The sequence below is a fragment of the Aeromonas sp. 600276 genome (assembly GCF_049175815.1).
Taxonomy (GTDB): Bacteria; Pseudomonadota; Gammaproteobacteria; order Enterobacterales; family Aeromonadaceae; genus Aeromonas; species Aeromonas dhakensis.
Genome location: NZ_JAAKVU010000025.1, coordinates 21,984 through 48,740 on the forward strand (window position 1 = coordinate 21,984; position 26,757 = coordinate 48,740).

Here is a 26,757-nt window from a genome sequence, read left to right on the forward strand (position 1 = left end):
AACTGACGTGATGACCGAGGTCTTCGTCGCCATCGGCTCCAACCTGGCCGACCCCGTCGGCCAGGCTCGCCGCGCCATCGCTGCGCTGGCGACCCTGCCTGATTCCGTGCTGGTGCAGGCCTCGTCGCTTTACAGCAGCCGCCCCATGGGCCCTGCTGATCAACCGGACTACGTCAATGCCGTGGCCCGGCTCAACACCCGGCTGGCGCCGCTGGCGCTGCTGGATCAACTGCAAAAAATCGAGCTGGAACAAGGACGTGTGCGCAAGGATGAGCGGTGGGGGCCGAGAACCCTGGATCTCGATCTGCTGCTCTATGGCGATCAGGTGATCAACACTGAGCGCCTCATCGTTCCCCATTACGGCATGCAGGAGCGGGAGTTCGTGCTGCTGCCCCTGGCCGAAATCGCGCCCGCTCTGGTGCTGCCCTGCGGCACGCCGCTCGCACAACTGGTTGCCCGCTGCCCGCGCAATGGTCTTGCCATCATTGCCGCAAGTGCAGACGAACAGGAGCCTCTATGAGCAAGATCACCACCACCAACCTGCTGAAGATGAAGCAGGAAGGCCAACGAATCACCGCCATCACCGCCTATGATGCCACCTTTGCCAAGCTATTCGACGACGAGGGCGCCCACGTGCTGCTCATCGGCGATTCGCTGGGCATGGTGCTGCAGGGTGGCCAGGACACCCTGGCGGTCAATATGGACGAGATGGTCTATCACACCCGTTGCGTGGTGCGCGGCACGACCAATGCCCTGGTGGTGAGCGATATGCCGTTCATGAGCTATGCCACCCCCGAGCAGACCTATCAGAACGCCGCCCGGCTGATGGCAGCCGGCGCCCGCATGGTGAAGATGGAAGGGGGCGACTGGCTGTGCGACTCCATCCGCCATCTGACCCGCAACGGCGTGCCGGTGTGCGGCCACCTCGGCCTCACCCCGCAATCCGTCCACGTGTTTGGCGGCTTCAAGGTGCAGGGGCGCGACGAGTTCCAGGCCCAGGAGATCTACCGTCAGGCCCTCGAGCTGCAGGCCGCCGGCATCCAGCTGCTGGTGCTCGAGTGCGTGCCCACTTCGCTGGCCGAGCGCATCAGCAAGGCGCTGCGCATTCCGGTGATCGGCATAGGTGCCGGCCCGGCCACCGACGGCCAGATCCTGGTGATGCACGACGCCTTCGGCATCACCTCCGGCTATGTGCCCAAGTTCACCAAGAACTTCCTGGCCGAGACCGGCGACATGCGCGCCGCCATCCGGCTCTATGTGAAGCAGGTGAGCGAAGGGACCTTCCCGGGCCCGGAGCACTGCTTCAACTGATGTGATGCCGTGACGAGAGCGGGGGGCCTGCACCCCCGTTTCGCCCTCCGGGGCAGAGTGTGCCCCCTCTTTTGATGATTCATCCTAAGGTAACCGCCGATGATGATGCCGCGCGTTGACACTTCGCGCTTATCCGCACGGGCCCCTCTTTGATCTTTTCGAAGGTGAACAGTTGATGTTGGTCGTTAACAATCCCGCCGCTCTGCGTGAACAGATCGGCCAATGGCGCCGTGAAGGGCGCGCCATCGCATTCGTGCCCACCATGGGCAACCTGCATCAGGGCCACCTTACCCTGGTGAAGGAGGCGCACAGCCACGCCGAGAAGGTGGTGGTCAGCATCTTCGTCAACCCGATGCAGTTCGACAAGGCCGAGGATCTCGCCAACTACCCGCGCACCCTGGAGCAAGATTGCGCCGCGCTGGAGGCGGCCGGGGTGGACATGGTGTTCACGCCGACCCCGGAGATCATGTATCCGCAGGGACTGGCCAGCCAGACCTTCGTCGAGGTACCGGGCCTCTCCACGCTGCTGGAGGGGGCGCTGCGTCCGGGTCACTTCCGCGGCGTCAGCACCGTCGTCACCAAGCTGTTCAATCTGGTGCAGCCGGATGTGGCCTGCTTCGGCCAGAAGGATTACCAGCAGCTGGCGCTCATTCGCAAGATGGTGGCCGACATGGCGATGCCCATCCAGATCGTCGGCGTGCCCACGGTGCGGGCCGAGGACGGGCTGGCGCTCTCCTCACGCAACGGCTACCTGACCGCCGCCGAGCGGGCCCTGGCCCCTGAGCTGGCGCGCACCATGAACTGGATCGCCGAGCAGATTGAAGCGGGTGACCATCACCTGCCCTCCCTGGTGGCCCAGGCCAGCCAGCGCCTCGACAAGGCCGGTTTTCGGACCGACGCCATCGACATCGTCGATGCCGCCACCCTGGAAGCGGCCACCGACGAGAGCGAGCAGCTGGTGATCCTGATGGCGGCGTATCTCGGCAAGGCCCGCCTCATCGACAACCGGGTGGTGACGCTGGCCCGCCCCTGAGCCGCTGCGCCACTGACAACAAAGCCCGCATATGCGGGCTTTGTTGTATCTGGGCGTTTCCTGCCTACTCGGCGCTGACCGGGTAACCCGCCCCTTTCCAGGCGAAGATGCCGCCCGGCACCCGATAGACCTGCTGATAACCCTGGGTGACCGCCCAGGCGGCCCCGTTGTGGCTGCGGCCGCACTTGACGAAGCCGCAGTAAAACACCACCGGACGGGTCTTGTCGTCCCCCAGCAGGGCCAGCAGCTGCTCGGGCGTGCCACTCCCCTCGACGATCTGGCTCCAGTCATCGCCGGATTTTGCCTCCTTCACGAAGGCAAAATTCCTGGCCCCCGGAATGTGCTCCTTCTTGTAGGAGTCCTCGAACGGCATGGTGTCGATGATCACCAGCGCCTCACCTTTGTCCATCCGGGTCTTCAGCTCGGCCACGGTCAGCAGCTGGTAGCCCCCCTGCTGGGTCTCCTGGGAGAGCTGTACCGCCGCCTGCTCCAGTTTGGTCTCCTGCTCGAACTGGTTGTCGCCACAGCCACCGAGGGCAAAGCTGGCCGCAATCAGCGAGGCCATCAGGGTGCGGGATTGCAATCTCATCATGTCACTGCTCCTTTGGAACGGTAAAAACGGGGCGGGAGTGGCGCAGCAAGGCGCCAGCAAGCGTCAACAGCAGCAGATCCCGCAAGAGCGCCTCTGGCAGCGAGCCGAGATCAGCCCTGCCAAGACAGCCGCAAGAGATGTCGAGCCCGATAGCGATGCCATAGCCCAACACCGGAATAAACAGGGCCAAGAGGGCCACCACCAGCCAGAGTCCCCAGCGCCGGTTGGCGATGACCGCTAACCCGGCGCAGAGCTCCAGCCCGATAAGCCCCCAGACGGCAAGGGGAATGAACGGCGACCAGAGCAGGCCGAAGGCACCGATCTGCTCGGCGAACAGCTCCGGCGCCGCCAGCTTGAACCCGGCGGAGACGACGAAAAATCCCCCCAGCGCCAACCTGGCCAGCACCCGCAGATACACGGCCACGGGATAGCTCTTTATCATCCATGCCCCCTGCTGCCAACTCCCCGGGAAGACGTCACCATGCCCTAGTCGGCGGCTGGATAGCGGGCCAGTTCGCAATACTCACCGTCTTCGTCACAACGAAAAACGGCGGCGGTTTCGCCACTCTGGCACCACTGCTGCCACTCCTCGGGCGGGCAGTGCAGGCGGATGGCGAGGCCGCAGCCGGCACTGAGCCGGCGCGGTACGTCGCAGACCCGAAAGGCGTGGGGCTGCTGCTCCAGCCGCTTGCGCAGCCTGACCGTGCCGAGGGTGGAGTGGAACAGGTAGAGGAACTCTGCGTTCATGATTTGCCTCCCGTGCGGGCACGCGCACCGAACAGGGCCGCCCCCAGCGCGCCGGCAAACTGGGCGTCCGGGTGGGTGGCCACGTCGCAGCCCAATCCTTGCGCCAGATAGTGGCGGAAGGTGGCGCAGTGGCTGACGCCGCCGGTAAAGAGCACCGTCGGTCTGGCACCGAGGCGGCCGATGAAGTTGGCACTGCGCCTGGCCATGGAGCGGACGATGCCGGCCAGGATCGACTCGGCGGGAATGCCCGCCGAGCGCAGGCTGATCGCCTCCGACTCGGCAAACACGGTGCACATGCTGCTGATGTCGTGGGGCTCGGCCCCTTGCAGCAGCTCGTCGAGCTGTTCGACCCGCGCCCCCAGGGTGCGGGTGATCACCTCGAGAAAGCGGCCGGTACCGGCGGCGCACTTGTCGTTCATCAGAAAGTCGGTGAGGTTGCCCTCACCATCGAGCTGGATCACCTTGCTGTCCTGGCCGCCGATGTCGATGACGGTGTGTACCGACGGGCAGAGCAGGCGCGCTCCCAGCCCGTGGCAGGAGATCTCGGTAACCCGCCGATCGGCGAACGATGCCAGATCGCGGCCATAACCGGTCAGGGTCAGATGGGGGCGCTCTGGCAGCTCGGCCGAGAGCGTCTCCCAGCCTTGCTCGATGGCGGCCAGCGGGCGAAAGGGGGTCGGCACCAGAAAGCGGCGGACGATGCGCCCGCCCTCTCTGTGGTCGAACAGGATCCCCTTGGTCGCGGTGGAGCCCGAGTCAATCCCGATGGTGAGTGACACGGCACCTCCTCACAGCATTTCGATAAAGGCCGCCAGCCGGGTGGCCAGCTGTCCCTTGTCGGCGCTGGAGTAGTCGGTCTCCACCGCCATGTAGGGAATGCCGTGGCGATCACGCACGTGGCGTTTGATAGCGAGCGACTCCACCGCATAGGTGTGACAGGCCTGCAGGATCACGTCGATCACCCCGTCTGCCTGATACTCCTCCACCATCTGGCTCAGCAGATTCATGCGCTGGTGGTTGGGGGAGATGCAGGAGCAGCCGATGGCCAGATACTTGTCGGTCAGCGCATCGAACAGATCGCCCTCCTCGCTGACGCACTGCTCGGTCGCCTTGGCGCCGGTGCAGTTCTCGTAACCCACCACCCAGCCACCGTGCTCCTCGATGAGGCGCACCACCTTGTCAGCGGCGCCACCGATGGGGCAGCCGGTGATGAGGATGCGCGGGCGGGCATCGAGCCGCTTGCCGTCGGCGTACTCGGCCTTGATGCGGCGGGTCATCTCCTGCAGCTCGCTGATGAGCTGCTCCTTGTCGAAGCGGAAGGTGGCGCCATAGACCACCTTGAGGATGTCGGTGCCGCTCAGCGCCGGCGGGTTGAGCTGACCCAGCCGGTAGAAGTCGGCCAGCGCACGGCGCTCGCGGTTCTTCAGCACGATGGCCTCTCGCAGCGCCTGCTCGCTGATGGGGTTGCCGAACAGCTGCTCCAGCAGCTCCTTGAAGCGGACGATCTCGCTGCGCCACAGGGTGCGGGAGGCCTCGTCATCGGCACGGTTGGGCAGCTGCATCACGTGCACCGGTTTGAACTCGGCCATGTACTCGTACATCTTCTTCTTGCCGTCGCAGGTGGTTTCCCCCACCACCAGATCGGAGAAGTAGAAGTAGGGGCACTTGTCGGTCTTGCCGAAACCGTAGCTGCTCTTGATGAGCGGACAGAGGTTGCGGGGCAGATCCTTTTCGGCCTCCTCGATGGTCTCGTCGCTGGTGGAGCAGAGCGAGACCACCACGGCGCCGGCGGCCATGGCCACCTCCTGCGGCATGAAGGTGCAGTAGGTGCCGACCAGGGGGATCTGTCGCTCCTTGAGTGCCATCACGGCCAGAAAGCCCTGCCGGCGGGCATCTGAAAAACTGTCGAAAATGGCTGGCAACTCGGTGATCAGTGACATAGGCGATCCTGCCCTGGTGAGAAAAAGAAGAGACGGAGGGCCCATTTTGCAGACCTTCCAACCGCGGGAATTATACCTTTGGGGGTAACCTGAAAATTGCGGTGGATCACAAGGTGCCGGATAAAACCTTGATATGAGGGTGGTTATTGACCCTGTTCGAGATGGGTCAGCGCAGGAGAGGTAAAAGAGGCAACAAAGAAACGGGCACCCCAGGGTGCCCGTTGCATTGCATCAGTGGCGCAGCCCGGTGCCGCGGGAGATGAGCCACCAGGCCAGACCGTAGAGAGCCACGATGAAGCCGATGATGATGAGGTAGGCGGTGCCGAGCGGCACGTCGGAGATCCCGAGAAAGCCGTAACGGAACGCGTTCACCATGTAGATGATCGGGTTCACCTGGGAGACCCCCTGCCAGAAGGGTGGCAGCAGGCTGATGGAGTAGAACACCCCGCCCAGGTAGGTGAGCGGCGTCAGCACGAAGGTGGGGATGATGCTGATGTCGTCGAAGGTCTTGGCAAACACCGCGTTGATGAGCCCCCCCAGCGAGAAGAGGATGGCGGTCAGCAGCACGGTGAAGCAGACGCTGAACAGGTGGTGGATCTGCAGCGGCACAAAGAACAGCGACACCAGGGTGACGATGAGGCCGACACAGAGGCCGCGCGCCACGCCGCCGCCGACGTAGCCGGCGATGATGACGTAGTTGGGCACAGGCGCCACCAGCAGCTCCTCCACGTTGCGCTGGAACTTGGCGCTGAAGAAGGAGGAGGCGACGTTGGAGTAGGAGTTGGTGATGACCGACATCATGATGAGGCCGGGCACGATGAACTCCATGTAGCTGAAGCCCCCCATGTCACCGATGCGGCCACCGATGAGGTTGCCGAAGATGACGAAGTAGAGGCTCATGGTGATGGCGGGCGGCACCAGGGTCTGGATCCAGATCCGGGTGAAGCGGCTGATCTCCTTGGCCAAAATGCTCTTGAAGGCGATGTAGTAAGTGGTCAGGTTCATGCTTTTCTCCCCTCCTCGACCAGGCTGACGAACAGCTCTTCCAGTCGGTTGGCCTTGTTGCGCATGCTCAGTACCTGCACCTGCTGGCTCGATAGCTGATCGAACAGGCTGTTGAGAGACTGGCTCTTGTCCAGATCCACCTCCAGGGTGCGTTCGTCCTGCATGCGGCCGTTGAACTCCGGCAGGTTCGGCACGGCGGAGCCCGGCGCCAGATCCAGCATGAAGGTCTCGCGGCCCAGCTTGCCCAGCAGCTTCTTCATGCTGGTGTTCTCGATGAGGCGCCCCTTGTCGATGATGCCGATGTTGCGACACAACATCTCCGCCTCTTCCAGATAGTGGGTGGTGAGTATGATGGTGACGCCCTGCTCGTTGAGATCCTTGAGGAAATTCCACATGGAGCGACGGATCTCGATGTCCACCCCGGCGGTCGGCTCGTCCAGGATCAGCAGCTTGGGCTCATGCATCAGGGCGCGGGCGATCATCAGCCGGCGCTTCATGCCACCGGAGAGGGTGCGAGCCGGCATGTCGCGCTTGTCCCACAGGTCGAGCTGGCGCAGGTACTTCTCGGCGCGGATCTTGGCCTCGGCCCGCGGCACGCCATAGAAGCCGGCCTGATGGGTGACGATCTGGATCACCTTCTCGAACTGGCTGAAGTTGAACTCCTGCGGCACCAGCCCGAGCTGGGCCTTGGCCTCTTCCAGGTGAGTGTCGATGTCGTAGCCGAATACCTTCACCTTGCCGGCACTCTTGTTCACCAGCGAGCTGATGATGCCGATGGTGGTGGACTTGCCCGCCCCGTTGGGGCCGAGCAGGGCGAAGAAATCCCCCTGTTTGACAGTGAGATCAATGCCTTTAAGGGCTTCGACGCCCCCCTGATAGGTCTTCTTCAGGCCGCTGATTTCCAGTGCGTTCATTGCAACCCCTGTGATGGCTCATCCCATCTCGAGACAGAAAAGGCGGCCAAGGCCGCCTGCAGACAGAAAATGGCGCTCTGCCACCTTGCCCGTCATATTCCTGAACCTTGCTTACTCTTGCGGTATTACCTTGCCGATGAACGGCAGATTGCGGTACTTCTGGGCATAATCGATGCCGCAGCCCACCACGAATTCATCCGGAATGGAGAAACCGATCCAGTCCACCGGCACCTGCACTTCACGGCGGGACGGCTTGTCCAGCAGGGTGCAGATGGCCAGGGATTTCGGCTCGCGCAGGGAGAGGATCTCGCGCACCTTGTTGAGGGTGTAGCCGGTGTCGATGATGTCTTCGACGATCACCACGTCCTTCCCTTTGATGTCGTCATCCAGGTCTTTCAGGATGCGCACGTCACGGGTGCTGTGCATGCCGGAGCCATAGCTGGAGGCGGTCATAAAATCCAGGGTGATGGGCAGCTGGGTCTGGCGGCACAGGTCGGCCAGGAAGACGCAGGAGCCGCGCAGCAGGCCGATCATGACCACTTCATCAGAGCCCTGGTAACGGGCGGTGATCTCTTCACCCAATTTGGCGATCCGGGCGGCAACTTCAGCCTCGGAGATCATCACCTCGACAGTGTGTTTCATCACTTACTCCATAATGGCCAAAGCAAATTTGGCCGTTCATTAACGTCAAAACCGATGATTCTACCATTCAAGCCGAAGGGCGTCAGGCATACGTGATGCTTTTATCGGCTTATTTTAATTGATAGAGTTAGCAGGCCCTCGGGCATTATCGGTGACAATACTATAAACACCATAATCAATAACTATTAGATGAAAAAACTATGGAACCACGCGCAGAAATTAGACGTCGAACCCGGCTTTCGCCGGAGGCCCGACGCAATCAATTGATGGAATGTGCCATCGAGGTGTTTTCCCGTCGCGGCATCGGCCGTGCGGGTCACGCCGAAATCGCAGAACAGGCCAAGGTCTCGGTTGCTACCGTGTTCAACTATTTCAACACCCGTGAAGAGCTGGTGGATGAAGTGTTGGCCGAGATCGAACGTTTCGTGCATCAGATGCTGGAACAGGCCTACTCCGGCCAGGGCCCGGTCAGCGACAGCATTCGCCGCCACGTGAAGCTGTTTGTTGACGCCGCCTACGATCAGCCTGACCACGCCAGCATCTGGCTGGAGTGGAGCTCATCGGTGCGGGAAGAGGTCTGGCCCCGTTACGCCAAGCTGCTGGACAAGGCTCTGGAGCGCATTGCACCTCACCTGCAACGCGCCATGGATGCCGGCGAGATCCAGAGCGTGCTGTCGGCGCAGGATCTGGCCCGCTCCCTGACCGGCTTTGGCTACGTCATGATGCAGATGATCAATCAGCCACAACGCCCGAGCCGGGAAGAGGTGACCGATTTTCTGTTCAAGTACGTAACCGCCCCCATCCAGGCAGCCTAACCCGCGCCAGCAAAAAAGCGGCGCCGAACTGTTCAGGTTGGCGCCGCTTTTGTTTGTCCGCTATCCGCTCATCTCACCCTTTGGCGTAGCCCCAGCGGCGGGTTAGTGCGTGCTCGATCCCCAGATGATCGAGGATCCGCGCCACCATGAAGTCCACCAGATCCGCGATGCTTTTTGGCTCATGATAAAAGCCCGGCGCCGCCGGCATGATGGTCACCCCAAGGCGGGCCAGTTTCAGCATGTTCTCCAGGTGGATCGCCGAGAAGGGGCTCTCGCGGGGCACCAGGATCAGCTGGCCGCGCTCCTTGATCACCACGTCCGCCGCCCGCTCCAGCAGGTTGTCGGAGGTGCCGTTGGCAATGGCCGAGACGGTGCCCATGGAGCAGGGGCAGACCACCATCTGCCTGGGCGCCGCCGAACCGGAGGCCACCGGCGAGAACCACTCCTCCTTGCCACAGGCGACGATCTGCCCCTCCTTGGCGCCATATTGGCGACAGAGGTAGGCAGAGAGCTCTTTTGGCGAGCTAGGCCACTCCTGCTGCTGCTCGGTCTTGAGCACCACACGAGCCGCCGAAGAGGCGAGCAGATAGACCCGATAGTCCGCCTGCACCAGGCATTCCAGCAGGCGCAGGGCATAGGGGGCGCCGGAGGCACCGGTCAGCGCCAGGGTGATCGCTTTGTTCATAGCTGGCCGTGATAGTCCTTGAGGCGGGCGATCAGCTTGTCATGAATGCCGCCGAAGCCGCCGTTGCTCATGATCAGAATATGATCGCCATCGCGGCACTCGGCCACCAGCCGGTTGATCAGGGTCTCCAGATCGTTGAACACCTTGGCCGGTCGGGTCATGTGGGCGGTCACCTCGCCGAGATCCCAGCCGATGTTGGGCGGCTGGAAGAAGAACACCTCGTCGGCGCCGTCGAAACAACCTGCCAGCTCTTCCTTGTGCACTCCCAGCTTCATGGTATTGGAGCGGGGCTCCAGCACTGCCAGGATACGGGCCTTGCCCACCTTGGCGCGCAGGCCGCCGAGGGTGGTTTCAATGGCGGTGGGGTGGTGGGCGAAGTCGTCATAGATGCTGATGCCGGCCACTTCCCCCTTGAGCTCCATGCGCCGCTTGGGAGACTTGAACTGGCAGAGGGCCGCAATGCCGTGCTCCACCATGACACCGGCATGGCGGGCGGCGGCGATGGCCATCAGGCCGTTGTTGACGTTGTGCTCGCCAATGCACTCCCAGTGCACCTCGCCCTGTTTCACGCCATCCAGCCATACCTCGAAGGCGGAGCCATCGTCGGCCAGCTTGACCGCCTTCCACTTGGCATCGTTCTGCCCCACCAGCTCCACCTCGCTCCAGCAGCCCATCTTGCGCACGGCGGCCAGGTTCTCGTCCCCCTTGGGGAAGAGCACCCGACCGTTGCTCGGCACGGTGCGCATCAGGTGGTGGAACTGGCGCTGAATGGCGGCGAGATCCGGGAAGATATCCGCGTGGTCGAACTCCAGGTTGTTCATCACCAGGGTACGCGGGTGGTAGTGGACAAACTTGGAGCGCTTGTCGAAGAAGGCGCAGTCATACTCGTCCGCCTCAATGACAAAGAAGGGGGCGGAGCCGAGACGGGCGGAGACCGGGAAGTTGCCGGGCACGCCGCCGATGAGGAAGCCGGGCTCCAGCTTGGCGTATTCCAGTACCCAGGCCAGCATGCTGGCGGTGGTAGTCTTGCCGTGGGTGCCGGCGACGGCCAGTACCCAGCGATCCTGCAGCACGTGCTCCAGCAGCCACTGGGGGCCGGAGATGTAGGGCAGATTGCGGTCCAGCACATACTCCACACAGGGGTTGCCGCGGCTCATGGCGTTGCCGACCACCACCAGATCCGGCGCCGGATCGAGCTGGGAAGGGTCGTAGCCTTCGGTCAGTTCGATGCCCTGTTGCTCGAGCTGGGTACTCATGGGGGGATAGACGTTGGCGTCAGAGCCGGTGACCCGATAACCAAGCTGTTTTGCCAACACCGCCAGACCACCCATGAAGGTGCCGCAGATCCCGAGAATGTGAATATGCATACCGCTTCCTTTCGCAGTAAAGGGAAGTGCGCATTCTAACAAGGTGACGGCAATTTGGCAGACCCAAGCTGCACGGTATCCACCAACTCTGTCGCAGTGGCCCTGAAATATGGTCATTTGACGCGACATCGCTATAATATCGGCCTGCAAACTTGACTCCAACACTCAAAGGAAACGTCATGAGCCTGAATCTGGTACCGGCTGGCAAGAGCCTGCCCGACGACATCTACGTCATCATCGAAATCCCGCAGAACGCCGACCCGATCAAATACGAAGTCGACAAGGACAGCGGTGCCATCTTCGTTGATCGCTTCATGTCTACCCCGATGTTCTATCCGTGCAACTACGGCTACGTGAACGCCACCCTGTCTCTGGATGGTGATCCGGTTGACGTGCTGGTTCCGACTCCCTACCCGCTGCTGGCCGGCTCCGTCATTCGCTGCCGCCCGGTTGGCGTGCTGAAGATGACCGACGAATCTGGCGAAGACGCCAAGATCGTGGCCGTTCCGCACTCCAAGCTGACCAAGCAGTACGACCACATCCAGGATGTGAACGATCTGCCTGAGCTGCTGCGCGCCCAGATCCAGCACTTCTTCGAGCGCTACAAAGAGCTGGAAGCTGGCAAGTGGGTCAAGGTTGAAGGCTGGGGCGACAAGGCCGCTGCCGAAGCAGAGATCAAGAGCTCTGCCGAGCGTTACGCTGCCAAGTAAGCGTAACCTTCGTGAAAAAGGCGCCTCAGGGCGCCTTTTTCGTGGGCTGTTGCTGGGGTTGACCCGGCGTCACACCGCTGGGATCCCCCTGTATATAGATGTCGCGTCCATCCTGCTGATAGGGCCGGTAGTAATTCCCCCCGCAGCGATAACTGCCACCAGCATCGCTCATCAGCTCGCAGTTTACCGGCAGCACCTCAAGCCACTTGATGGCCTGCTGAAAGCGTAGCCACTCCTGCCACTCATGTTCCTTCGCCAGCTTGTCGCGCAGGGCAAAGGTATCCGCGCTGGACATTCCCTGGTTGACGATGACAGGCCCCGCCGCGGCCGGCAGCGTGGCCAACAGCAGCAACAAGGGTGTGATTCGCTTCATGACGGTTTCCTGCATGACTTATTTCCAGAATTAAATTAAAAGCCCGATCAATCTGTTATCAAAATCACAAATGCCAGACTCATCCAAAATCGGCCAGCTCACCTAGTTGTTTATTATCACCCCGAGCAGGATGCATATCATGAAACTGGCACAAGGTCTGTTGTTGAGTCTAGTGTTCGCGTCCATGGCCGGGGCCAACGAGGTCACCCTGAGCTGGCAGTGGCAATCGAGCGACGGTCAGCAGAAGCATCTGCAACTGAACGCAGACGAGCGGGTCATCGCCGCCAGCCGCCACGAGATGACCCTGCTCGATGCCTCCCTCAACTATCCGCTGGAAACCCTCTACTCCTACATCAGCCCGCGGCTCTACAACAGCATCAATCTGATCAATCAGACCAGCCCGGAGACCGCCACCAAGTTTCGCAATCTGGAGCAGGCCTTCACCCTGCACGACGACAGCATGGAGTCGACCCTGTTCTGGCAGGCCTACCAGCAGTATCAGGACGATGCCTTTTATCAGATGCGGGTGGTGCCCTGCGTCCATCCCGCCAATCGCAAGCTGCCCTGCGTGCGTCCCAACTATTCGCAGCTGTTCTACCAGTTCAAAGGCGACCTGAGGCCCCTGGCGAAACAGTTCCTGGCCAAGGATCTCGCCACCAGCGTCGGCCTGCTGCAGGAGTGGCTGAGCGGCATTCCCACCCCACCCGAGCAGATGGACCACTTCGCGCCGCCGCTGCAAGCCTTGCAGAGCAACAAGGCGGACAGCGACGAGAAGGCGCTGCTGATGGCAAGCCTCTTGGCCGAGCTGGCCCCCCAGTACATGCTCAGCATCATCTATCCGAACATCAGTGTCGGCAGCGTCTCGCCAGCCTGGCTGGCCATCACCGCCGACAGCGGCCTGAAAGGGGATACCGTGGTGATCGGCAACCAGCGCCACATACTGCTGACCGGCTCGCCCCTGCTGGCCCAGCAGATGACCATGGCCAAGATCCCGCTGGTGAGCGAACCGCTCTACTGAGGCCTATCCCCTTCCTCAAGTCTGGCTGCAGAGCGCGGCCAGACTCCTCAAACCAGTTTATAAGCAATTGATTTTTATCGACTGCGTGCCATCCTAGCCGCCTTTGTCCACCAGCCCCCGTGCTGGCGGGCAGTCGAACACCTCAATGCCGGCTTATATTTAACACTTTTTAAACAGATCCGATCAGTTTAGGATGAGTTCGGCCCCATTCCCTCAATGCAAAAATCGTTATAACATAACAAAAGGAGTGTCATCAGGATGAAACATCTCGTACTTACTCTGGCGCTGCTGCCAACGCTGGCCCTGGCTCACAACATCAAGGAATCGGCCCAGGTGCCGCTGGTCAACATCAGCGACAAGGGTGAACTGGTTCTGAAAGAGAAAGAGATCAGCTATCAGCCCTGGCAAAGCAAGGTGCTGGCCGGCAAGGTCTTTCTGATCCAGCACATCGCCGGTCGTTCCAGCGCCAAGGAGCTCAACGCCCCCATGATCGAAGCGATCAAGGCGGCCAAGCTGCCCCACGACAAGTACCAGACCGTCACCATCATCAACAGCAATGACGCCATCTGGGGTACCTCCGGCTTTGTGAAGAGCAGTGCCGAGGACAGCAAGAAGGAATTCCCCTGGTCCGCCATGGTGCTGGATGCCAAGGGCATGGCCCGCAACGCCTGGGATCTGGCGCCGGAAAGCTCGGCCATCATCCTGCTGGACAAAGAGGGCAAGGTGCTGTTCGTCAAGGACGGTCAGCTCGATGCCAACAATATCGCTACCGTGATGGGGCTCATCCAGTCCCATCTCTAAGCCAGAGAAAAGGGGCGCTGATGGCGCCCCTTTGATAGGGGTCTATGGGTCGTACCAAGCTGAAAATCTGGTTGCTGCTGCTGGGCTGGTTGTGGCTGCAACCCGTGCTGGCACAACATCCGCTGGAAGCCGACCTGCCCGGCCACAACCACGCCTGCGTCCTCTGCGCCCTGCATCTGGATGGCAAGCTGGCACTCGCCCCAACCCTGCTCATCCCCTCTTCACAGGTCGTCATCGGCAAGCTCCTTGATGCCGCCTTGCCCAAACCTCATGCCACCCCCTCAGGTCAGTGCCGCATCCGCGCACCGCCACCACTTCATCGCTTATCCGGCTAAATCCATTTTTCAATAAACTTTTCAAAGGATTAACGATGAAAGCAGTCACCCTGTTACTGGCGGCCGCCGCATTTGGCGTGCAGGCAAACCACGATGAACACGACAGTCACGGCCACGGTGCCCACGAGCACGGCCACGGCCACCTCAACCTGGTGCTCGATGGCAACCAGCTGATGATCGAGCTGCAGGCCCCCGCCGCCGATCTGGTGGGCTTCGAGCACGCCGCCAAGAGCGATGAAGAGAAGGCGCAATACGCCAAGGCAGTGGCTCAGCTCAAGCAACCCGATGCCCTGCTGCGCTTCGACCCGGCCGCCGGCTGCACGCTGACCCAGCAGGCGTTGCAGGCCGCCAAGGAAGATCACGACCATGACCATGACCATGACCATGACCACCAGAAGTCTGACGGCAAGCACGACGAACACCAGCACGACGATGCCGGTCACGCCGACATGGGGGCCATGTACACCTACACCTGCGCGGAGCCAGCCAAACTGACCGGGCTGGAAGCCACCCTGTTCAGCGTCTATCCGAGCCTGGAGAAGCTGAGCGTGCAGGGCATACTGCCCAGCGGCCAGACCTCGGCCGAGCTGACCCCCTCCGCCAACAAACTGAGCTGGTAACGCCATGAAAAACGCCGTGGTTGAGATCCGCGATCTGGCCTTTGCCTGGCCGGGTCACGAGGTTGTACTCGATCTGCCCGCCCTCACCATCGGCGAGGGGGAGCGGGTGTTCATCAAGGGACCGTCCGGTTCGGGCAAGTCGACCCTGCTCGGCCTGCTGGCCGGGATCCAGACCGCCAACCACGGCACCCTGGAGGTGCTGGGCCAGCCGCTGGCCCGGCTCTCTGGCCGTGCCCGCGACCACTTCCGGGCGGCCAATCTGGGTTACATCTTCCAGCAGTTCAACCTGCTGCCGTTTTTATCCGTGCAGGACAACGTCACCAGCGCCCTCACCTTCTCCCCCGAGAAGCGGGCCCGGCTGCAGGGCAGCCCGGCCGACGAGGCGCGCCGCCTGCTGCGGGAACTGCAACTGCCCGAGGAGGCGCTGCACAGACCCGTCCATGCCCTCAGCATCGGCCAGCAGCAACGGGTGGCCGCCGCCCGCGCACTGATCGGCTCACCGCCGCTGGTGATCGCCGACGAGCCCACCTCGGCGCTCGATACCGACAACCGGGCCGCCTTCATCAAGCTGCTGTTCGAGGAGTGCGACAAGCAGGGCTCTACCCTGGTCTTCGTCAGCCACGACCCCTATCTCGAACCGCTCTTCCCGCGGGTGGAGAACCTGCAACAACTGAACAGGAGGGCAACATGCTGAAACTCGCCCTGCAAAGCCTCTGGGCCCGCCGCCTCACCGCCGGGCTCACCCTGCTGGCGGTCGCCATCAGCGTCACCCTGCTGCTCGGAGTGGAGCGAGTGCGCAACCAGGCCCGCGAGAGCTTCGCCAATACGGTGTCGGGTACGGACCTCATCGTCGGCGCCCGCTCCGGCCAGGTGAACCTGCTGCTCTACTCGGTGTTTCGCATCGGCAATCCCACCAACAACGTGGGCTGGGACGCCTATCAGGCCATCAAGCAACAACCCGGCATCGCCTGGACCATCCCGCTTTCCCTTGGCGACTCCCACAAGGGGTTTAGAGTGCTTGGCACCAATGGCGACTACTTCACCCACCTCAAATATGGCCAGCAGCAGGCACTGGTCATGCGCGAAGGGCGAGCATTCGAGACGCCGTTCGAGGCGGTACTCGGCGCCCAGGTGGCCGAAAAGCTCGGCTATCACCTGGGACAGTCCATCGTCATCGCCCACGGCGCCGGCAATACCTCGTTCAGCCAGCACGACAACCTGCCGTTCAAGGTGGTGGGGATCCTGGCACCGACCGGCACCCCCATTGATCGCACCATCCACGTGCCGCTGGCCGGCATCGAGGCGATCCACCTGGGCTGGGACACCGGCCGTCACAGCAAGAACGTGACTGCCGAACAGGCGCTGGCACAGGATCTCACCCCCAAGACCATCACCGCCTTCATGGTGGGGCTCAGCAACCGGATCCTGGCGTTCCAACTGCAGCGCAGCGTCAACACCTACCGGGGCGAGCCGCTGATGGCGATCCTGCCGGGAGCCGCCCTGCAGGAGTTGTGGAGCCTGATGAGCGTGGCGGAGACGGCGCTGTCGGTGATCGCCGGCTTCGTGGTGGTGGCAGGCCTCATCGGCATGCTGACCACCCTGCTGGCCGGCCTCAACGAGCGGCGCCGTGAGCTTGCCATCTTGCGCTCCCTCGGCGCCGGCCCCTCCCACCTGTTCCTGCTGCTGGCGCTGGAGGCGATGGCCCTCACCACCACCGGCATCGCGCTCGGGGTGGCCGCGCTCTACCTGGGCCAAGCCCTTGCCACCCCCTGGCTGCTCGGTCACTATGGCCTGCAATTGAGCCTGGGGCTGCCAAGCGCCCACGAGTGGCAACTGCTGGGGCTGGTCTGGCTGGCCGGCATGGTGATAGGCCTGTTGCCCGCCGCCCGCGCCTATCGCTACAGCCTGAGCGATGGCATGAGCATTCGCGTCTAGCCAGGCGCCCATAAGAAACGAGAAGGACAGATGATGAAATGGAAAATCGTGGCGCTGCTGGCCGCCCTGCTGACGCTGCCGGCCATGGCCGCCGACTACAAGACCATCGACTGGGATGTGCTCATTCCGGAAGGTGAAAAACTGCTGCCCCCACCCCAGGTGAGCCACGATGGCAATCTTGCCTCAGTGCCCCAGCCGGTGGGCGGGGTCAACAAGAAGCTGGACAACCAAGAGGTGCGTATCCCGGGTTTCGTGGTACCGCTGGAGGGGGACGCCAAGAAGATCACCGCCTTCCTGCTGGTGCCCTACTTCGGCGCCTGCATCCATGTGCCGCCCCCGCCCACCAACCAGGTGGTCTATGTGAGCTACCCCAAGGGGGCGCCGGTGGACGACCTGTGGGACGCCATCTGGGTGAAGGGCAAGATGCGCACGGTCAGCTCCAGTCACGAGATGGCCACCGCCTCCTATTCGCTGGAGGCGGTCGAGGTCAGCGTCTACGAAGAGCAGTGACCAGGCACAGACGGCCTCCCGCGGGAGGCCGTTTTGTTATCCGCGACGGCAAGAACCCGGCCAGCCCCTGCCTGAGGGATTGCCCGCCATCCCGGTTGGAGTAACATTCAAGGCTAGACCTTGCGATCACGGAGCCAGCATGGCTGACCTGCCCCCGCCCAAGAAAGAGAGTTCCATCCTGAGCAGCCAGGAGCAAACCCTGCGCCTGGCCCGCAGCCGTGGCATCGACGGCATGCTCACCCGCAACAGCGACAGCACCTTCGAGCAGCGCGCCGCCTTTCGCCAACTGGCGGATCAGGCCGCTCGCCAGCGCAACCTGGAATCCATCATGGTGATGGCCTCCCGCCACTGCGAGGAGACCGCCGCCGGCGGCGAGATGGACAGCGACTGGCTGACCCACTTCCTGCAACTGGCGGAAGACATCAGCATGGTGCCCATGCAGCAGTTGTGGGGCCGCATCTTCGCCATCGAGATCGCCACCCCGGGCCGCTTCTCCATCCGGGCGCTCACCACCCTCAAAGAGATGACCCAGCGCGAGGCCCAGCTGTTCCAGCGCATCTGCTCCCTCTCCTGCCACTACGTGGGTAGCGACGAGCAGCGCCTGCTGCTGGGGCTGCACAAGGGGGCCAGCCTGCTCAGCCGCGCCCGGGTGACCCGGCTCGGCCTTGGCAAGTACCGCATCCCTTACAACGCCCTGCTGCAGCTGTTCGAACTCGGCCTGCTGCACCGGGGTGAGCTGGAATCCGGCCCGCTGCCCGCCGACGGGGTGGAGCTGGAGTTCGGCGATCAGCGCTGGCGCCTGCAGCGCAAGCAGGCCAACATCACCCTGCTCTACTACCGGCTGACCCCGGTCGGCAACGAGCTCGCCCAGCTGCTGCAGGAGCCGCCGCTGGAAGAGTACCTGCAAGATCTGAAAACCGTGCTGGTGCAGGGGCTGCAGATCGAGACCATGATGCTGACCCCGCCCGCCGGGCCTGAGCCGACCCCGGCCGAACCGACCCCCTGATCCTCCGGAGCCCGTCAGGGCTCCGCTGTTTTGCGCCCCCCTGCGCCGCTCGCGAAATGGCGCCGCCGTTGCCAAAACGGTTCCTGAAATGCAAATCCGCAGCCTCTGACTCGCCAGCCCCACGCCCGCAGATCCGCCCGCTACCGGCCATAGACCCCGCCGTGCCGCATGAGTGCCGCATGATCGACGATTTTCACCCCCGCTGGTGCAGCCCTTGCATTGGTGATGACTCCTTCCCCACAACCCGGTTTCGGAGCACACCATGAGAGTCAATCAGCCTGTCACCCAGCATGAGCGTCGCTATCCCGAACACCAGCACCTCATCTCCACCACGGATCTGGAGAGCCGCATCACCTATGCCAACGAGGAGTTCTGCCAGATCGCCGGCTTCACGCTGGAGGAGCTGCAGGGGGAGCACCACAATCTGGTGCGCCATCCAGACATGCCCAAGCAGGCCTTCGCCGATCTCTGGCACCATATCCGGGCCGGCAAGAGTTGGATGGGCCCAGTGAAGAATCGCTGCAAGAACGGCGATCACTACTGGGTCAGCGCCTTCGTCACACCGATCAAGGATGCCAGCGGCAAGGTGGTGGAGTACCAATCGGTGCGCACCGCCCCCAGCGAGGAGATCAAGCAGCGGGCCGAGCGCATCTATGCCGGGCTGCGCGCAGACAAGGCGCCGCTGGCGCTCAGGCTGCCGGCCTTCTCCCACACGCTGGCAATCACCCTCTGCCTGCTGCCGAGCCTGGTGGCCATGATGGCGCTGGGCTATGAGCAGGCCTCCGGCTGGCTGCTGGCCCTGGCCGTGTTGCCTTTGCTGCTGGCGGCCATGATCACCCAGGCCCTGAGCCGTCGCCTCGGCAAGCTCGACAAGCTGGCCCGCAGCCGTTTCGACAACCCGCTGATGCAGCTGCTCTACACCAACAAGGTCGACAACATCGCCGCCATCGAGCTCGCCATGCTGATGAATCAGGCCGAGTTCAACGCCGTGCTGGCGCGCACCCAGCAGACCTGCAGCCGGATCCTGCACTCGGCCGAAGGCGATCTGCGCAATGCCGAATCCATCACCAGCAACCTGCAGCAACAACAGGCCGAGACCAATCAGGTCGCCACCGCCATCACCCAGATGGCCGAGTCGATCCGCGAGGTCTCCCACAGCTCCACCGCCGCCTCCGACCTGCTGGATGAAACCGCCGACCTGTTCCGGGAAGGCAACCGCAGCGTGCAGGAGACCATAGGGGCGGTCGAGGGGATGCACGGCGAGATCGCTACCTCCAAGACGGTGATCCACACCCTGGCGACCCAATGCCGGGATATCGACGGCATCCTCGATGTCATCAACAACATCGCCAACCAGACCAACCTGCTGGCCCTCAATGCGGCCATCGAGGCGGCCCGTGCCGGTGAGGCGGGCCGTGGTTTCTCGGTGGTGGCGGACGAGATCAGATCCCTGGCCATCAAGACCCAGGCCTCCACCGGCGAGATCCAGAAGATGATCAACCTGCTGCAAACCAGCGCGGCCAACGCCGAGCAGGCGATGGAAAAGGGGGGGGATCTCTCCGCCAGCTGCCAGCAGAAGGCCTCCGCTACCGGCACCATACTGCAGCAGATCAACAGCATGTTGCAGCAGGTCGCCTCCGGCAGCAGCCAGATAGCCCAGGCCGTGCAGGAGCAGTCCCAGGTCACTGCCGACATCGATCGCAACGTGCTCAGCATCAAGACCCTGGCCGATGACTCCAGCGTCGGCAGTCAGCATGCCGTCCACGGCATCAACCAGCTGGTACGACAGCTGAGCGAACTGGATCGGCTGGTTCGCCAGTTCCAGCAACAACCCGCCTCTCCACAACTCGCCAATCCCAGCCCCGCCGGCCAGGTGGTGCTGGCCCGCTGATCCCGAGACCGTGCGCTAACAACAAAAAAGGCCCCTGTCGTCACCGACAGCGGGCCCATTTATCTCTGGTGGGAAACGCAGATCTGACTGGGCCGGGATGCCCATGCCATCACTGGCCCGGCCTTGATGTCATTACCTTGGCATCTGCTCTGCAACTCATTCCACAAAGTGGCATCCCGCAGTTCATTCCCCCCGCCCAAATACGCAGCGAGCATTGAGCAAGCAAGGGCGTTGAGATACCCCTATCGCCCGCCCCCCCATGGCAGCTCAATTTATTGATCTTGCCCGAGAAATCACTCACTCCCCCTTCCCTAACCAGCTCCGTTCGGTAACATGGCCATCAGATCCCCTCTTGTCGGAGTCAGCCATGAACCAGACCGGAGCCATATCGCAGGGAAAGCGCAGCAGACTGGAGGCTGGAATTCAGGGGCGGTAGCCTTGCCGATGATTTCCACAACCAACTCCCTTACTGTTTCTTTATTCGGTAGTAATGGAGGCGCTAAAAGAGGACGTAAAGTGACGTCATTAAGCCTCAAAGAGGTAAAGTTAAAGCATTCATTAAAAACATCATTTTCATTCTTGGCATTAAGGCCGGGTAGTATTATATGTAGGGCGGTCATAACGTGTTAGTACCGTCTTACATCTCACCACTATTATGAGTATTTTATATTTCACGGACAGGAGCCAGTTTTGTTCAAACTTTACTATTATCCGAACAATGCGAGTTTAGCTCCTCATTTTTTACTTCATCATGTGCAAGCAGATTATGAGCTGTTGTTAGTCGATAAAAAGTCTAATGCTCAGAAGTCAGCTGACTATTTAAAGTTAAATCCAGCAGGTCGCATTCCAACATTGGTCGTTGACGGCCAGGCCATTTTCGAAAGCCCTGCGATTTGTATCCATATTTGTGAGTTGCATCCTGAATACAAATTAATCCCTCTTATTGGTGATCCGAAAAGACCATTATTTTTCCAATGGATGTCATTTCTAAATAATACCCTCCAAGCCGAATTGATGGTTCGCTACTATCCCCATAAACATACAACTGATGAAGCTTCAATCCCTAGCGTGATAGCTGCACAGGATGTGCGTATAGCGGAAGCCTTATCTATTATCAACGACCAACTAGAAAAAAATGAGTATTTGTTGGGTGATAAATTTTCAGCATGTGATTACTTTCTATTTATGCTTGCAGGGTGGTCCCTGCCAATCAAACGTTCACCAATGACCTTTAATCACTTAGCGCTGTACTTACAGCGTCTTAGCGAGAATACAACGATAAGAGCAGTTTGTGAACTTGAAGAAATAAACCTGACTCCCTTTGAGTCACACTCATAACCAACGCCTCAAGAGGGACTGTCAACGCGTGACGATTCAGACCATGACCACAGTGGCTATCGTTGTTGCTACTGCGTTTAGCTGTCGTGCGTTACCAGCCCCTTGGCGGGCATTATAAATCACAAGGACGTGTCATGAAAAAATTATATATTGGAACCATATTCTTACTTAGCTCAAGTGTCTTAGCCAATCCATATAAAAGTGAATTTGTTGATATTTCAATTCAAGTGCAAGAAGGTAAAGAAACTTTTCAACTAATCTGTCAGCCTAAAGTCACCATAGGGGAATTACCAGGAAACTGGGTCGATGTTTGCAATGATATTGGCAAGAAAATTTTGGAGTTAGCTGTCGAAAGTGGAGTGAAAGTAGATCCCGTTGAAAAAGCATTTGGTTTGGCTGGCGATTTTGTTCAAAAAGCGTCTAGTGACTTGCCAGAGAATGTTATCCCCACACAAATTATTAGCCGTGAATTTGGTGGTTAATCGCTGATAACAAGGCGCGAATGCCAATAAAAGCCAGGCTGGGGCGGTTTTCACTACGCGTCCTCAGCCCTTTATCCATTCAAGAGGAATGAAGGTTTCAGCACCGATTAACATACTGCCTCTATGATTACTATCAGGAAATAAGATGCAAGTCCGCGTAATATCTTTACTCTTGCTCATGTTGACCTGCTCGGTAAGCGCAACAGAGATCATGACTCGCACTGCCAGCAGGGATGATGGTTCGCCTATCTCCTATTACTTGGTCCAACATTCCCATGATACAGATACCTTGCTATTGATTCTGCAAGGTTCTGATTGCAACAGCGTGCTTAACATTGACTCGATATTGGCTGACTATAAAAATGTTTGGCCAGAAGCTGATATTTTGCTGGTCGAAAAGTACGGCATTGACAGCAAATTAAAATACAGTACCGATCCGGCACGCAAGGATTGCCCTGCTCAGTACCTTGAAAAGGACAGCCCCGCACAGCGGGTCGCGGATATCAAGGCTGTGCTCGATATCGTTCGAAAAGATGGGCAATACAAGACATTAATTCTCTTGGGCGGCAGTGAAGGGGCCGTTATCGCCAACCTGGTGACCGCAGATGTTGACTATATCGATGCCACCATTTCCTTTAATGGCGGCGGTCGCTGGTTTATCGATGACGTTTCACACAGTATCGCTGTCAAACATAACAACCCCGAAGAGGCGAGAAAAGAGATCGACGGTTTTAAAGGGTTTGCCGAACATGTTCTTAACAGTAAACCATTTGAACTTTATGTGAGCGGACACGGCTATCATTGGTGGCAGCAGATGCTCTCCATCGATCAGCTTGATACCCTTAAAAAAGTAAAGTCTCCTTTGCTGATCATTCAGGGAGGAATGGATACTTCGGTATCACCGCAAAAAACAGATGAATTGATGCAGAGTATTAAAGATCTCGGAAAAAGCAATATCGACTATCGGCGTTACGAAGCACTGGATCATGGATTGAAGAACAGTGACGGGAAAAGCCTGCGTAAAGAGGTCGTCAGCGATATGAATTTATGGTTACAGTCCAAGCTAGGCGACCCGAAGAAGTTCAATCCCCACTGATTTAGACTTGCTGGCGATGCATTGATTTAACTCGTTTTATAACGACAGCCGGGATGGAGTGGATTCATAAAGTGGTGTCACTCATCAGTGCCCCTCCTCTTTCCAATCACGGTTATGCGAACAACCAATAGAGATATAGGAATGGTAATGGAACAGGAAAGTTTAGTTGAGATAGCAATTGAGTATTTCAAGAAAGTAGATGCAGGTGATCCCAGTTATCTTGACCTATTCTCGGAGAATGTTGATTTTTTCTTCCCCAAATTTGGGCAAGCTAAAGGAAAAGATGCATTGGTTGAGTTTGGCAATAGAATTGGTGGCTCGCTCACCAGCATCTGGCACGACATAGATGGCTTTAAGATAACGACTGCTGGCAACACCGTGATTGTCGAGGGGCAAGAAGGGGGAGTAATGAGTGATGGCACCTCTTGGCCTGACCATAATATCTCCATTGGCCGCTTTTGTAGCGTATTCGAATTTACAGGCTCGCTGATAAGCCGTATGTACGTGTATGTCGACCCTGACTTTCCGAGTAGAGATGCGGCAAGGATTGCTGTGTTATCAGGGACAAATTAATAGCTGTTATATGCCCGGAGTAGAAATGGAACATATTCTAGATTTGGCTATGGAAGAACTAAAAGGAAAGTATGCACCTCATACAATCATTCTTTATGGCTCTTATGCCCGCAATGAGGCAACCGAAACCAGTGATATCGATATAGCCTGTTTCTGTGATCACACGAAAGAACAAAGGGATACGAGGTTATTTCACGGCATTTATCTTGATGTATGGGTTTACCCAACCGATTATCTAAGTTCAATTCAAAAAGAAGCCCTTCGCTTCGGTGACGGAAAAGTCATTTATGATACACAAGGTTTAGGGAGCAGCTACCTGGCTCGCGTTAAGCAGAAGCTAGCAGATGGCAAACCGGCAACGTCGGAGGTGGATAAGGCACACCTTCAACAGTGGGTGATGAAAATGCTGGAGCGTGCGCATGATAAAGACATAGATAGTCATTATCGTCGTACCTGGCTTCAACATGACCTTCTGGAGATATATTTTGACATGCGCGACTTGTGGTATCTAGGCTCAAAGAAAAGCTTTCATTATTTGCAGCAGCATGACCAGCCGACTTTCAATCTATTTGAAAAAATATATAAAGAGCCGTTAAATATTGATCTGTTGACCGCCTTGGCCAAGCAGGTTGCACGTATATGACAATGACCGAGAGCAATACATAGCGCGTAAGATTTTCACTATGAGTTTTTTAAACTTGATTACCGCCGGCAGCGGCCAGATCGCCCAGGCGGTGCAGAAGCAATTTCACGTCACGAAAGAGAGCAACAGCAATGTGCTCAGCATCAAGACCCTGGCCGATGACTCCAGCGTCGCCACGAAATGCCGCTTGCAGACGCAGTGCCGGTACACCAAGCCAGATAACCACCGCACACAAACTACCTCCGCAGAAAAAACCTATGGGTCAGCAGGCTCATAGGTTTTTTTAATGCTCCCCAACAAGATGGCGAGACTGTCGTTCCACAGTTCAATTTCCCTCAGCGCTGATGGCCACCACAGTTGCACGGCCATATCACAGCCCATTACTGATGAGTTTGTTGATCTTGCTCAGAAAACCGCCCGCTTGCGCTTTTCACTCCAGCCCCGTTCGGTAACATAGCTGCTTGGCAACCTCTTGCAGGAGTCAGTCATGAGCCAAGCCCATACCATATCGCAGGTAACAAGCAAAAAACTAGAGGCTGAAATTCAGCTTGCTCAATAAGTTAGGTGAGATAAGCAGTAGCAGTAGCAGTAGCAGTAGCAGTAGCAGTAGCAGTAGCAGTAGCAGTAGCAGCAGCACACTACACATCACTAAAAATAGTGACTTTCCAAATATTATTTTATGAGAATATTATGTCTAACATTCAAGGTTATTGCTCTTGGTGCTACGAAAAAACTGAACACAAATTAATAGAAAAAAATCATTTAACGCGCAATGTCTATATGTGTCTGTCTTGCAAAAATCACACTCTAGTTTGCCGTTATTGCTCAGAGCTTGCTCGTGGCAAGCCAAATACAAGCCTCCTTAAACAGATGGAGGTTAATGGTTTAGATAAACTAGCACAATCATGGGACAATGAATTATGTGCAGAACATGATGGTACGATCGCCAACTTCTCTCGATTAGGATTGAAAATCAATGACATCTCCGAATATGAAAAGATATTTGAACGTGAAAAATACAACCTTTCTAAAACAGGAAAATATGTAGGTTTAGGGGTTGCTGGTGTAGTCAGTGTTGCGGGGATAGCTGCAACTACAGGAATGGGGGCCGCGCCCCTTGTTGCAGCTGCTATTGGTAAACTTGGCTTATTAGGCTCTGCATCTACTGGGACTGCCATTTCTTCTTTATCTGGAGCCGCATTGACTAGCGCCTCTCTTGCTGCAGTGGGAGGTAGCGTCGCAACAGGTACAGCTATTATTTCTGCCTCAGGTCTCGCTCTTGGTGGTGCAATGGGCGGAGTTATCGCGAATAAATATTACGGAGAAGATAAGAGTTTTGCGATTCGCAAATTGAGGGACAGAGATAGCAATGTAAGAACCATTTTCATAAATGGTTTTACGCAAGAGAATGAAATTAATTTTTACGATTGGCAATGTTCCCAACTATCCTATGACCAAAATCATATAATGTATGGTGTAAATTGGGCATCAGAGACCAATAGGAAGTTAGGTTTAGCTTTTGCAAAAGGTGTAGGAACAAAAGTAGCCAGAAATATGCTGATTGAAATTGGAAAAGCTGGTGGTACAGATGCTGCCTCTAAGCTAAATCCGTTAGGTTGGCTAATGTTACTATCCGACTTGGCCGGAAATCCTTGGCATAACGCTATGATGCGTGCTGCCCAAACTGGCATTCAATTGGCTGAAGCAATCTCACGCACTGAAAATCAAAAATTTAACCTAGTCGGCCACTCCTTAGGCTGTAGAGTTATTTATTATACGCTAGAGGCTCTTTCTACAAAGCCAGAAAAATACATAAATGATGTTATTTTACTCGGTGGGGCTGTAGGCCGAAATGATAAAAAAGGTTGGGGTAATGCGGCAAATACCATCAATGGAATTTTGTATAACTGTCATAGTAAACAGGACCAAGTGTTGTCAAAAATCTATCAAATTGCTAATGCGGGATTAAGTTCTCCTATAGGAATCAACCCGATTGAATTAGAACATCCAAATCTTCGCAACATTAATTGTGATGACCTTGTCGAATCACATATGACTTGGAAGAAACATTACGAAGCAATATTAAACAGAATCCATTGTTAATGTGTAAATGTCTAATTAGTGCTGCAATCCCCCTCTAACCTTGGACTGGCATGGTATTATTAGACCACTAATTAACATAGGTACAGAAGCTTGGTCTAGTGCCTTCTAAGTTCTCGGTGAAATGCATGGAGCTTATTGTGCCCTACCATTTTGAAAGCACTCGACTGAGAAATGGCTGCAACAAGGGATATCTATGTGTACAGATCTAGTTATCACCTGACACCGGCCTCAAACCGGTGTCTTGTTTACGCTACTTTAGTGCGCACTTCCTT

General features: G+C 58.2%; 32 protein-coding genes. 21 read left to right on the forward strand and 11 right to left on the reverse strand.

Annotated elements, in window-relative coordinates:
• Nucleotides 1-10 precede the first annotated feature (10 nt).
• From folK to panC, 3 genes are all read left to right on the forward strand, one after another.
• Nucleotides 11-520, forward strand: coding sequence for a 2-amino-4-hydroxy-6-hydroxymethyldihydropteridine diphosphokinase (folK, locus tag G5134_RS19510; protein WP_017787632.1), 510 nt, complete (start codon nucleotides 11-13; stop codon nucleotides 518-520).
• Nucleotides 517-1,311, forward strand: coding sequence for a 3-methyl-2-oxobutanoate hydroxymethyltransferase (panB, locus tag G5134_RS19515; protein WP_005304470.1), 795 nt, complete (start codon nucleotides 517-519; stop codon nucleotides 1,309-1,311). The genes folK and panB overlap by 4 nt, the downstream gene beginning before the upstream one ends.
• Before the next feature lie 175 nt (nucleotides 1,312-1,486).
• Nucleotides 1,487-2,344, forward strand: a complete 858-nt coding sequence (gene panC, locus G5134_RS19520; protein ID WP_065017865.1) for a pantoate--beta-alanine ligase — start codon at nucleotides 1,487-1,489, stop codon at nucleotides 2,342-2,344.
• A 64-nt stretch (nucleotides 2,345-2,408) separates the two neighbouring features.
• On the opposite strand, the gene G5134_RS19525 is transcribed toward panC, so the two are convergent.
• The 8 genes from G5134_RS19525 to hpt all read right to left on the reverse strand — a co-directional run bounded on the left by G5134_RS19525 (nucleotide 2,409) and on the right by hpt (nucleotide 8,184).
• Nucleotides 2,409-2,936 carry a rhodanese-like domain-containing protein gene (locus G5134_RS19525; RefSeq protein WP_019839302.1) on the reverse strand — a complete coding sequence of 176 codons (528 nt, stop codon included), beginning with the start codon at nucleotides 2,934-2,936 and terminating at the stop codon, nucleotides 2,409-2,411.
• 1 nt (nucleotide 2,937) lies between these two features.
• A complete protein-coding gene (locus G5134_RS19530) occupies nucleotides 2,938-3,378 on the reverse strand; it encodes a MauE/DoxX family redox-associated membrane protein (protein ID WP_065017864.1) in 441 nt (146 codons plus the stop codon).
• A gap of 44 nt (nucleotides 3,379-3,422) precedes the next feature.
• Complete coding sequence (locus G5134_RS19535; RefSeq protein WP_065017863.1) at nucleotides 3,423-3,683, reverse strand: DUF3343 domain-containing protein; 261 nt, start codon at nucleotides 3,681-3,683, stop codon at nucleotides 3,423-3,425.
• Complete coding sequence (locus G5134_RS19540) at nucleotides 3,680-4,462, reverse strand: acyl-CoA dehydratase activase (RefSeq protein ID WP_065017862.1); 783 nt, start codon at nucleotides 4,460-4,462, stop codon at nucleotides 3,680-3,682. The genes G5134_RS19535 and G5134_RS19540 overlap by 4 nt, the downstream gene beginning before the upstream one ends.
• Before the next feature lie 9 nt (nucleotides 4,463-4,471).
• Nucleotides 4,472-5,623 (reverse strand): double-cubane-cluster-containing anaerobic reductase, encoded by a 1,152-nt coding sequence (locus G5134_RS19545; protein ID WP_065017861.1) that lies wholly within the window; start codon nucleotides 5,621-5,623, stop codon nucleotides 4,472-4,474.
• Between the two features lie 231 nt (nucleotides 5,624-5,854).
• Nucleotides 5,855-6,628, reverse strand: coding sequence for an ABC transporter permease (locus G5134_RS19550; protein ID WP_005304632.1), 774 nt, complete (start codon nucleotides 6,626-6,628; stop codon nucleotides 5,855-5,857).
• Nucleotides 6,625-7,542: an ABC transporter ATP-binding protein gene (locus tag G5134_RS19555; RefSeq protein WP_005304633.1), complete on the reverse strand. Its 918-nt coding sequence runs from the start codon at nucleotides 7,540-7,542 to the stop codon at nucleotides 6,625-6,627. The genes G5134_RS19550 and G5134_RS19555 overlap by 4 nt, the downstream gene beginning before the upstream one ends.
• Before the next feature lie 111 nt (nucleotides 7,543-7,653).
• A complete protein-coding gene (gene hpt, locus G5134_RS19560; protein ID WP_005304637.1) occupies nucleotides 7,654-8,184 on the reverse strand; it encodes a hypoxanthine phosphoribosyltransferase in 531 nt (176 codons plus the stop codon).
• Nucleotides 8,185-8,384: 200 nt separating this feature from the next.
• Here hpt and G5134_RS19565 point away from each other — a divergent pair, with 200 nt between their 5' ends.
• Entirely contained in the window at nucleotides 8,385-8,999 is a 615-nt protein-coding gene (locus G5134_RS19565) for a TetR/AcrR family transcriptional regulator (protein WP_005304640.1), read from the forward strand.
• A gap of 73 nt (nucleotides 9,000-9,072) precedes the next feature.
• Here G5134_RS19565 and G5134_RS19570 read toward each other — a convergent pair whose 3' ends face one another.
• Both G5134_RS19570 and mpl read right to left on the reverse strand, forming a co-directional pair.
• Nucleotides 9,073-9,684, reverse strand: coding sequence for a flavin prenyltransferase UbiX (locus tag G5134_RS19570; RefSeq protein WP_065017860.1), 612 nt, complete (start codon nucleotides 9,682-9,684; stop codon nucleotides 9,073-9,075).
• On the reverse strand, nucleotides 9,681-11,051 hold the full coding sequence (gene mpl / locus G5134_RS19575) for a UDP-N-acetylmuramate:L-alanyl-gamma-D-glutamyl-meso-diaminopimelate ligase (RefSeq protein WP_065017859.1): 1,371 nt from the start codon (nucleotides 11,049-11,051) through the stop codon (nucleotides 9,681-9,683). The genes G5134_RS19570 and mpl overlap by 4 nt, the downstream gene beginning before the upstream one ends.
• 179 nt (nucleotides 11,052-11,230) lie before the next feature.
• On the opposite strand from mpl, the gene ppa reads away from it, so the two are divergent.
• Nucleotides 11,231-11,761, forward strand: a complete 531-nt coding sequence (gene ppa, locus G5134_RS19580; protein ID WP_005304649.1) for an inorganic diphosphatase — start codon at nucleotides 11,231-11,233, stop codon at nucleotides 11,759-11,761.
• 25 nt (nucleotides 11,762-11,786) lie between these two features.
• Here ppa and G5134_RS19585 read toward each other — a convergent pair whose 3' ends face one another.
• Nucleotides 11,787-12,149: a hypothetical protein gene (locus G5134_RS19585; protein ID WP_017780517.1), complete on the reverse strand. Its 363-nt coding sequence runs from the start codon at nucleotides 12,147-12,149 to the stop codon at nucleotides 11,787-11,789.
• A 124-nt stretch (nucleotides 12,150-12,273) separates the two neighbouring features.
• Between G5134_RS19585 and G5134_RS19590 the strand changes: the two genes are divergently transcribed.
• The 16 genes from G5134_RS19590 to G5134_RS19665 all read left to right on the forward strand — a co-directional run bounded on the left by G5134_RS19590 (nucleotide 12,274) and on the right by G5134_RS19665 (nucleotide 26,485).
• Nucleotides 12,274-13,152 (forward strand): hypothetical protein, encoded by an 879-nt coding sequence (locus tag G5134_RS19590; RefSeq protein ID WP_065017858.1) that lies wholly within the window; start codon nucleotides 12,274-12,276, stop codon nucleotides 13,150-13,152.
• A 258-nt stretch (nucleotides 13,153-13,410) separates the two neighbouring features.
• Complete coding sequence (locus tag G5134_RS19595) at nucleotides 13,411-13,953, forward strand: YtfJ family protein (RefSeq protein WP_065017857.1); 543 nt, start codon at nucleotides 13,411-13,413, stop codon at nucleotides 13,951-13,953.
• A gap of 44 nt (nucleotides 13,954-13,997) precedes the next feature.
• Entirely contained in the window at nucleotides 13,998-14,288 is a 291-nt protein-coding gene (locus G5134_RS19600) for a hypothetical protein (protein ID WP_373342513.1), read from the forward strand.
• Nucleotides 14,289-14,323: 35 nt separating this feature from the next.
• Nucleotides 14,324-14,908, forward strand: coding sequence for a DUF2796 domain-containing protein (locus G5134_RS19605; RefSeq protein ID WP_421232145.1), 585 nt, complete (start codon nucleotides 14,324-14,326; stop codon nucleotides 14,906-14,908).
• A 4-nt stretch (nucleotides 14,909-14,912) separates the two neighbouring features.
• On the forward strand, nucleotides 14,913-15,602 hold the full coding sequence (locus G5134_RS19610) for an ABC transporter ATP-binding protein (protein WP_017780513.1): 690 nt from the start codon (nucleotides 14,913-14,915) through the stop codon (nucleotides 15,600-15,602).
• On the forward strand, nucleotides 15,596-16,843 hold the full coding sequence (locus G5134_RS19615) for an ABC transporter permease (RefSeq protein ID WP_421232146.1): 1,248 nt from the start codon (nucleotides 15,596-15,598) through the stop codon (nucleotides 16,841-16,843). Before G5134_RS19610 ends, G5134_RS19615 begins: the two co-directional genes overlap by 7 nt.
• A gap of 30 nt (nucleotides 16,844-16,873) precedes the next feature.
• Complete coding sequence (locus G5134_RS19620) at nucleotides 16,874-17,353, forward strand: DUF3299 domain-containing protein (RefSeq protein WP_017787621.1); 480 nt, start codon at nucleotides 16,874-16,876, stop codon at nucleotides 17,351-17,353.
• A 139-nt stretch (nucleotides 17,354-17,492) separates the two neighbouring features.
• Nucleotides 17,493-18,359 (forward strand): TIGR03899 family protein, encoded by an 867-nt coding sequence (locus G5134_RS19625; RefSeq protein WP_201882869.1) that lies wholly within the window; start codon nucleotides 17,493-17,495, stop codon nucleotides 18,357-18,359.
• A 262-nt stretch (nucleotides 18,360-18,621) separates the two neighbouring features.
• On the forward strand, nucleotides 18,622-20,250 hold the full coding sequence (locus tag G5134_RS19630; RefSeq protein WP_421232147.1) for a PAS domain-containing methyl-accepting chemotaxis protein: 1,629 nt from the start codon (nucleotides 18,622-18,624) through the stop codon (nucleotides 20,248-20,250).
• Nucleotides 20,251-20,940: 690 nt separating this feature from the next.
• Nucleotides 20,941-21,588 carry a glutathione S-transferase family protein gene (locus tag G5134_RS19635; RefSeq protein WP_219326077.1) on the forward strand — a complete coding sequence of 216 codons (648 nt, stop codon included), beginning with the start codon at nucleotides 20,941-20,943 and terminating at the stop codon, nucleotides 21,586-21,588.
• A gap of 134 nt (nucleotides 21,589-21,722) precedes the next feature.
• Nucleotides 21,723-22,070 carry a hypothetical protein gene (locus G5134_RS19640; protein ID WP_219326076.1) on the forward strand — a complete coding sequence of 116 codons (348 nt, stop codon included), beginning with the start codon at nucleotides 21,723-21,725 and terminating at the stop codon, nucleotides 22,068-22,070.
• 145 nt (nucleotides 22,071-22,215) lie between these two features.
• The gene (locus G5134_RS19645) at nucleotides 22,216-23,166 is read left to right on the forward strand and encodes an alpha/beta hydrolase family protein (RefSeq protein WP_219326075.1); all 951 of its coding nucleotides are present in this window, start codon (nucleotides 22,216-22,218) and stop codon (nucleotides 23,164-23,166) included.
• Nucleotides 23,167-23,313: 147 nt separating this feature from the next.
• Entirely contained in the window at nucleotides 23,314-23,739 is a 426-nt protein-coding gene (locus tag G5134_RS19650) for a nuclear transport factor 2 family protein (protein ID WP_421232148.1), read from the forward strand.
• Between the two features lie 25 nt (nucleotides 23,740-23,764).
• The gene (locus G5134_RS19655; RefSeq protein WP_421232149.1) at nucleotides 23,765-24,382 is read left to right on the forward strand and encodes a nucleotidyltransferase domain-containing protein; all 618 of its coding nucleotides are present in this window, start codon (nucleotides 23,765-23,767) and stop codon (nucleotides 24,380-24,382) included.
• Nucleotides 24,383-24,422: 40 nt separating this feature from the next.
• The gene (locus G5134_RS19660; protein WP_421232151.1) at nucleotides 24,423-24,659 is read left to right on the forward strand and encodes a hypothetical protein; all 237 of its coding nucleotides are present in this window, start codon (nucleotides 24,423-24,425) and stop codon (nucleotides 24,657-24,659) included.
• Nucleotides 24,660-25,072: 413 nt separating this feature from the next.
• Nucleotides 25,073-26,485, forward strand: coding sequence for a DUF726 domain-containing protein (locus G5134_RS19665; RefSeq protein ID WP_421232150.1), 1,413 nt, complete (start codon nucleotides 25,073-25,075; stop codon nucleotides 26,483-26,485).
• Nucleotides 26,486-26,757 lie beyond the last annotated feature (272 nt).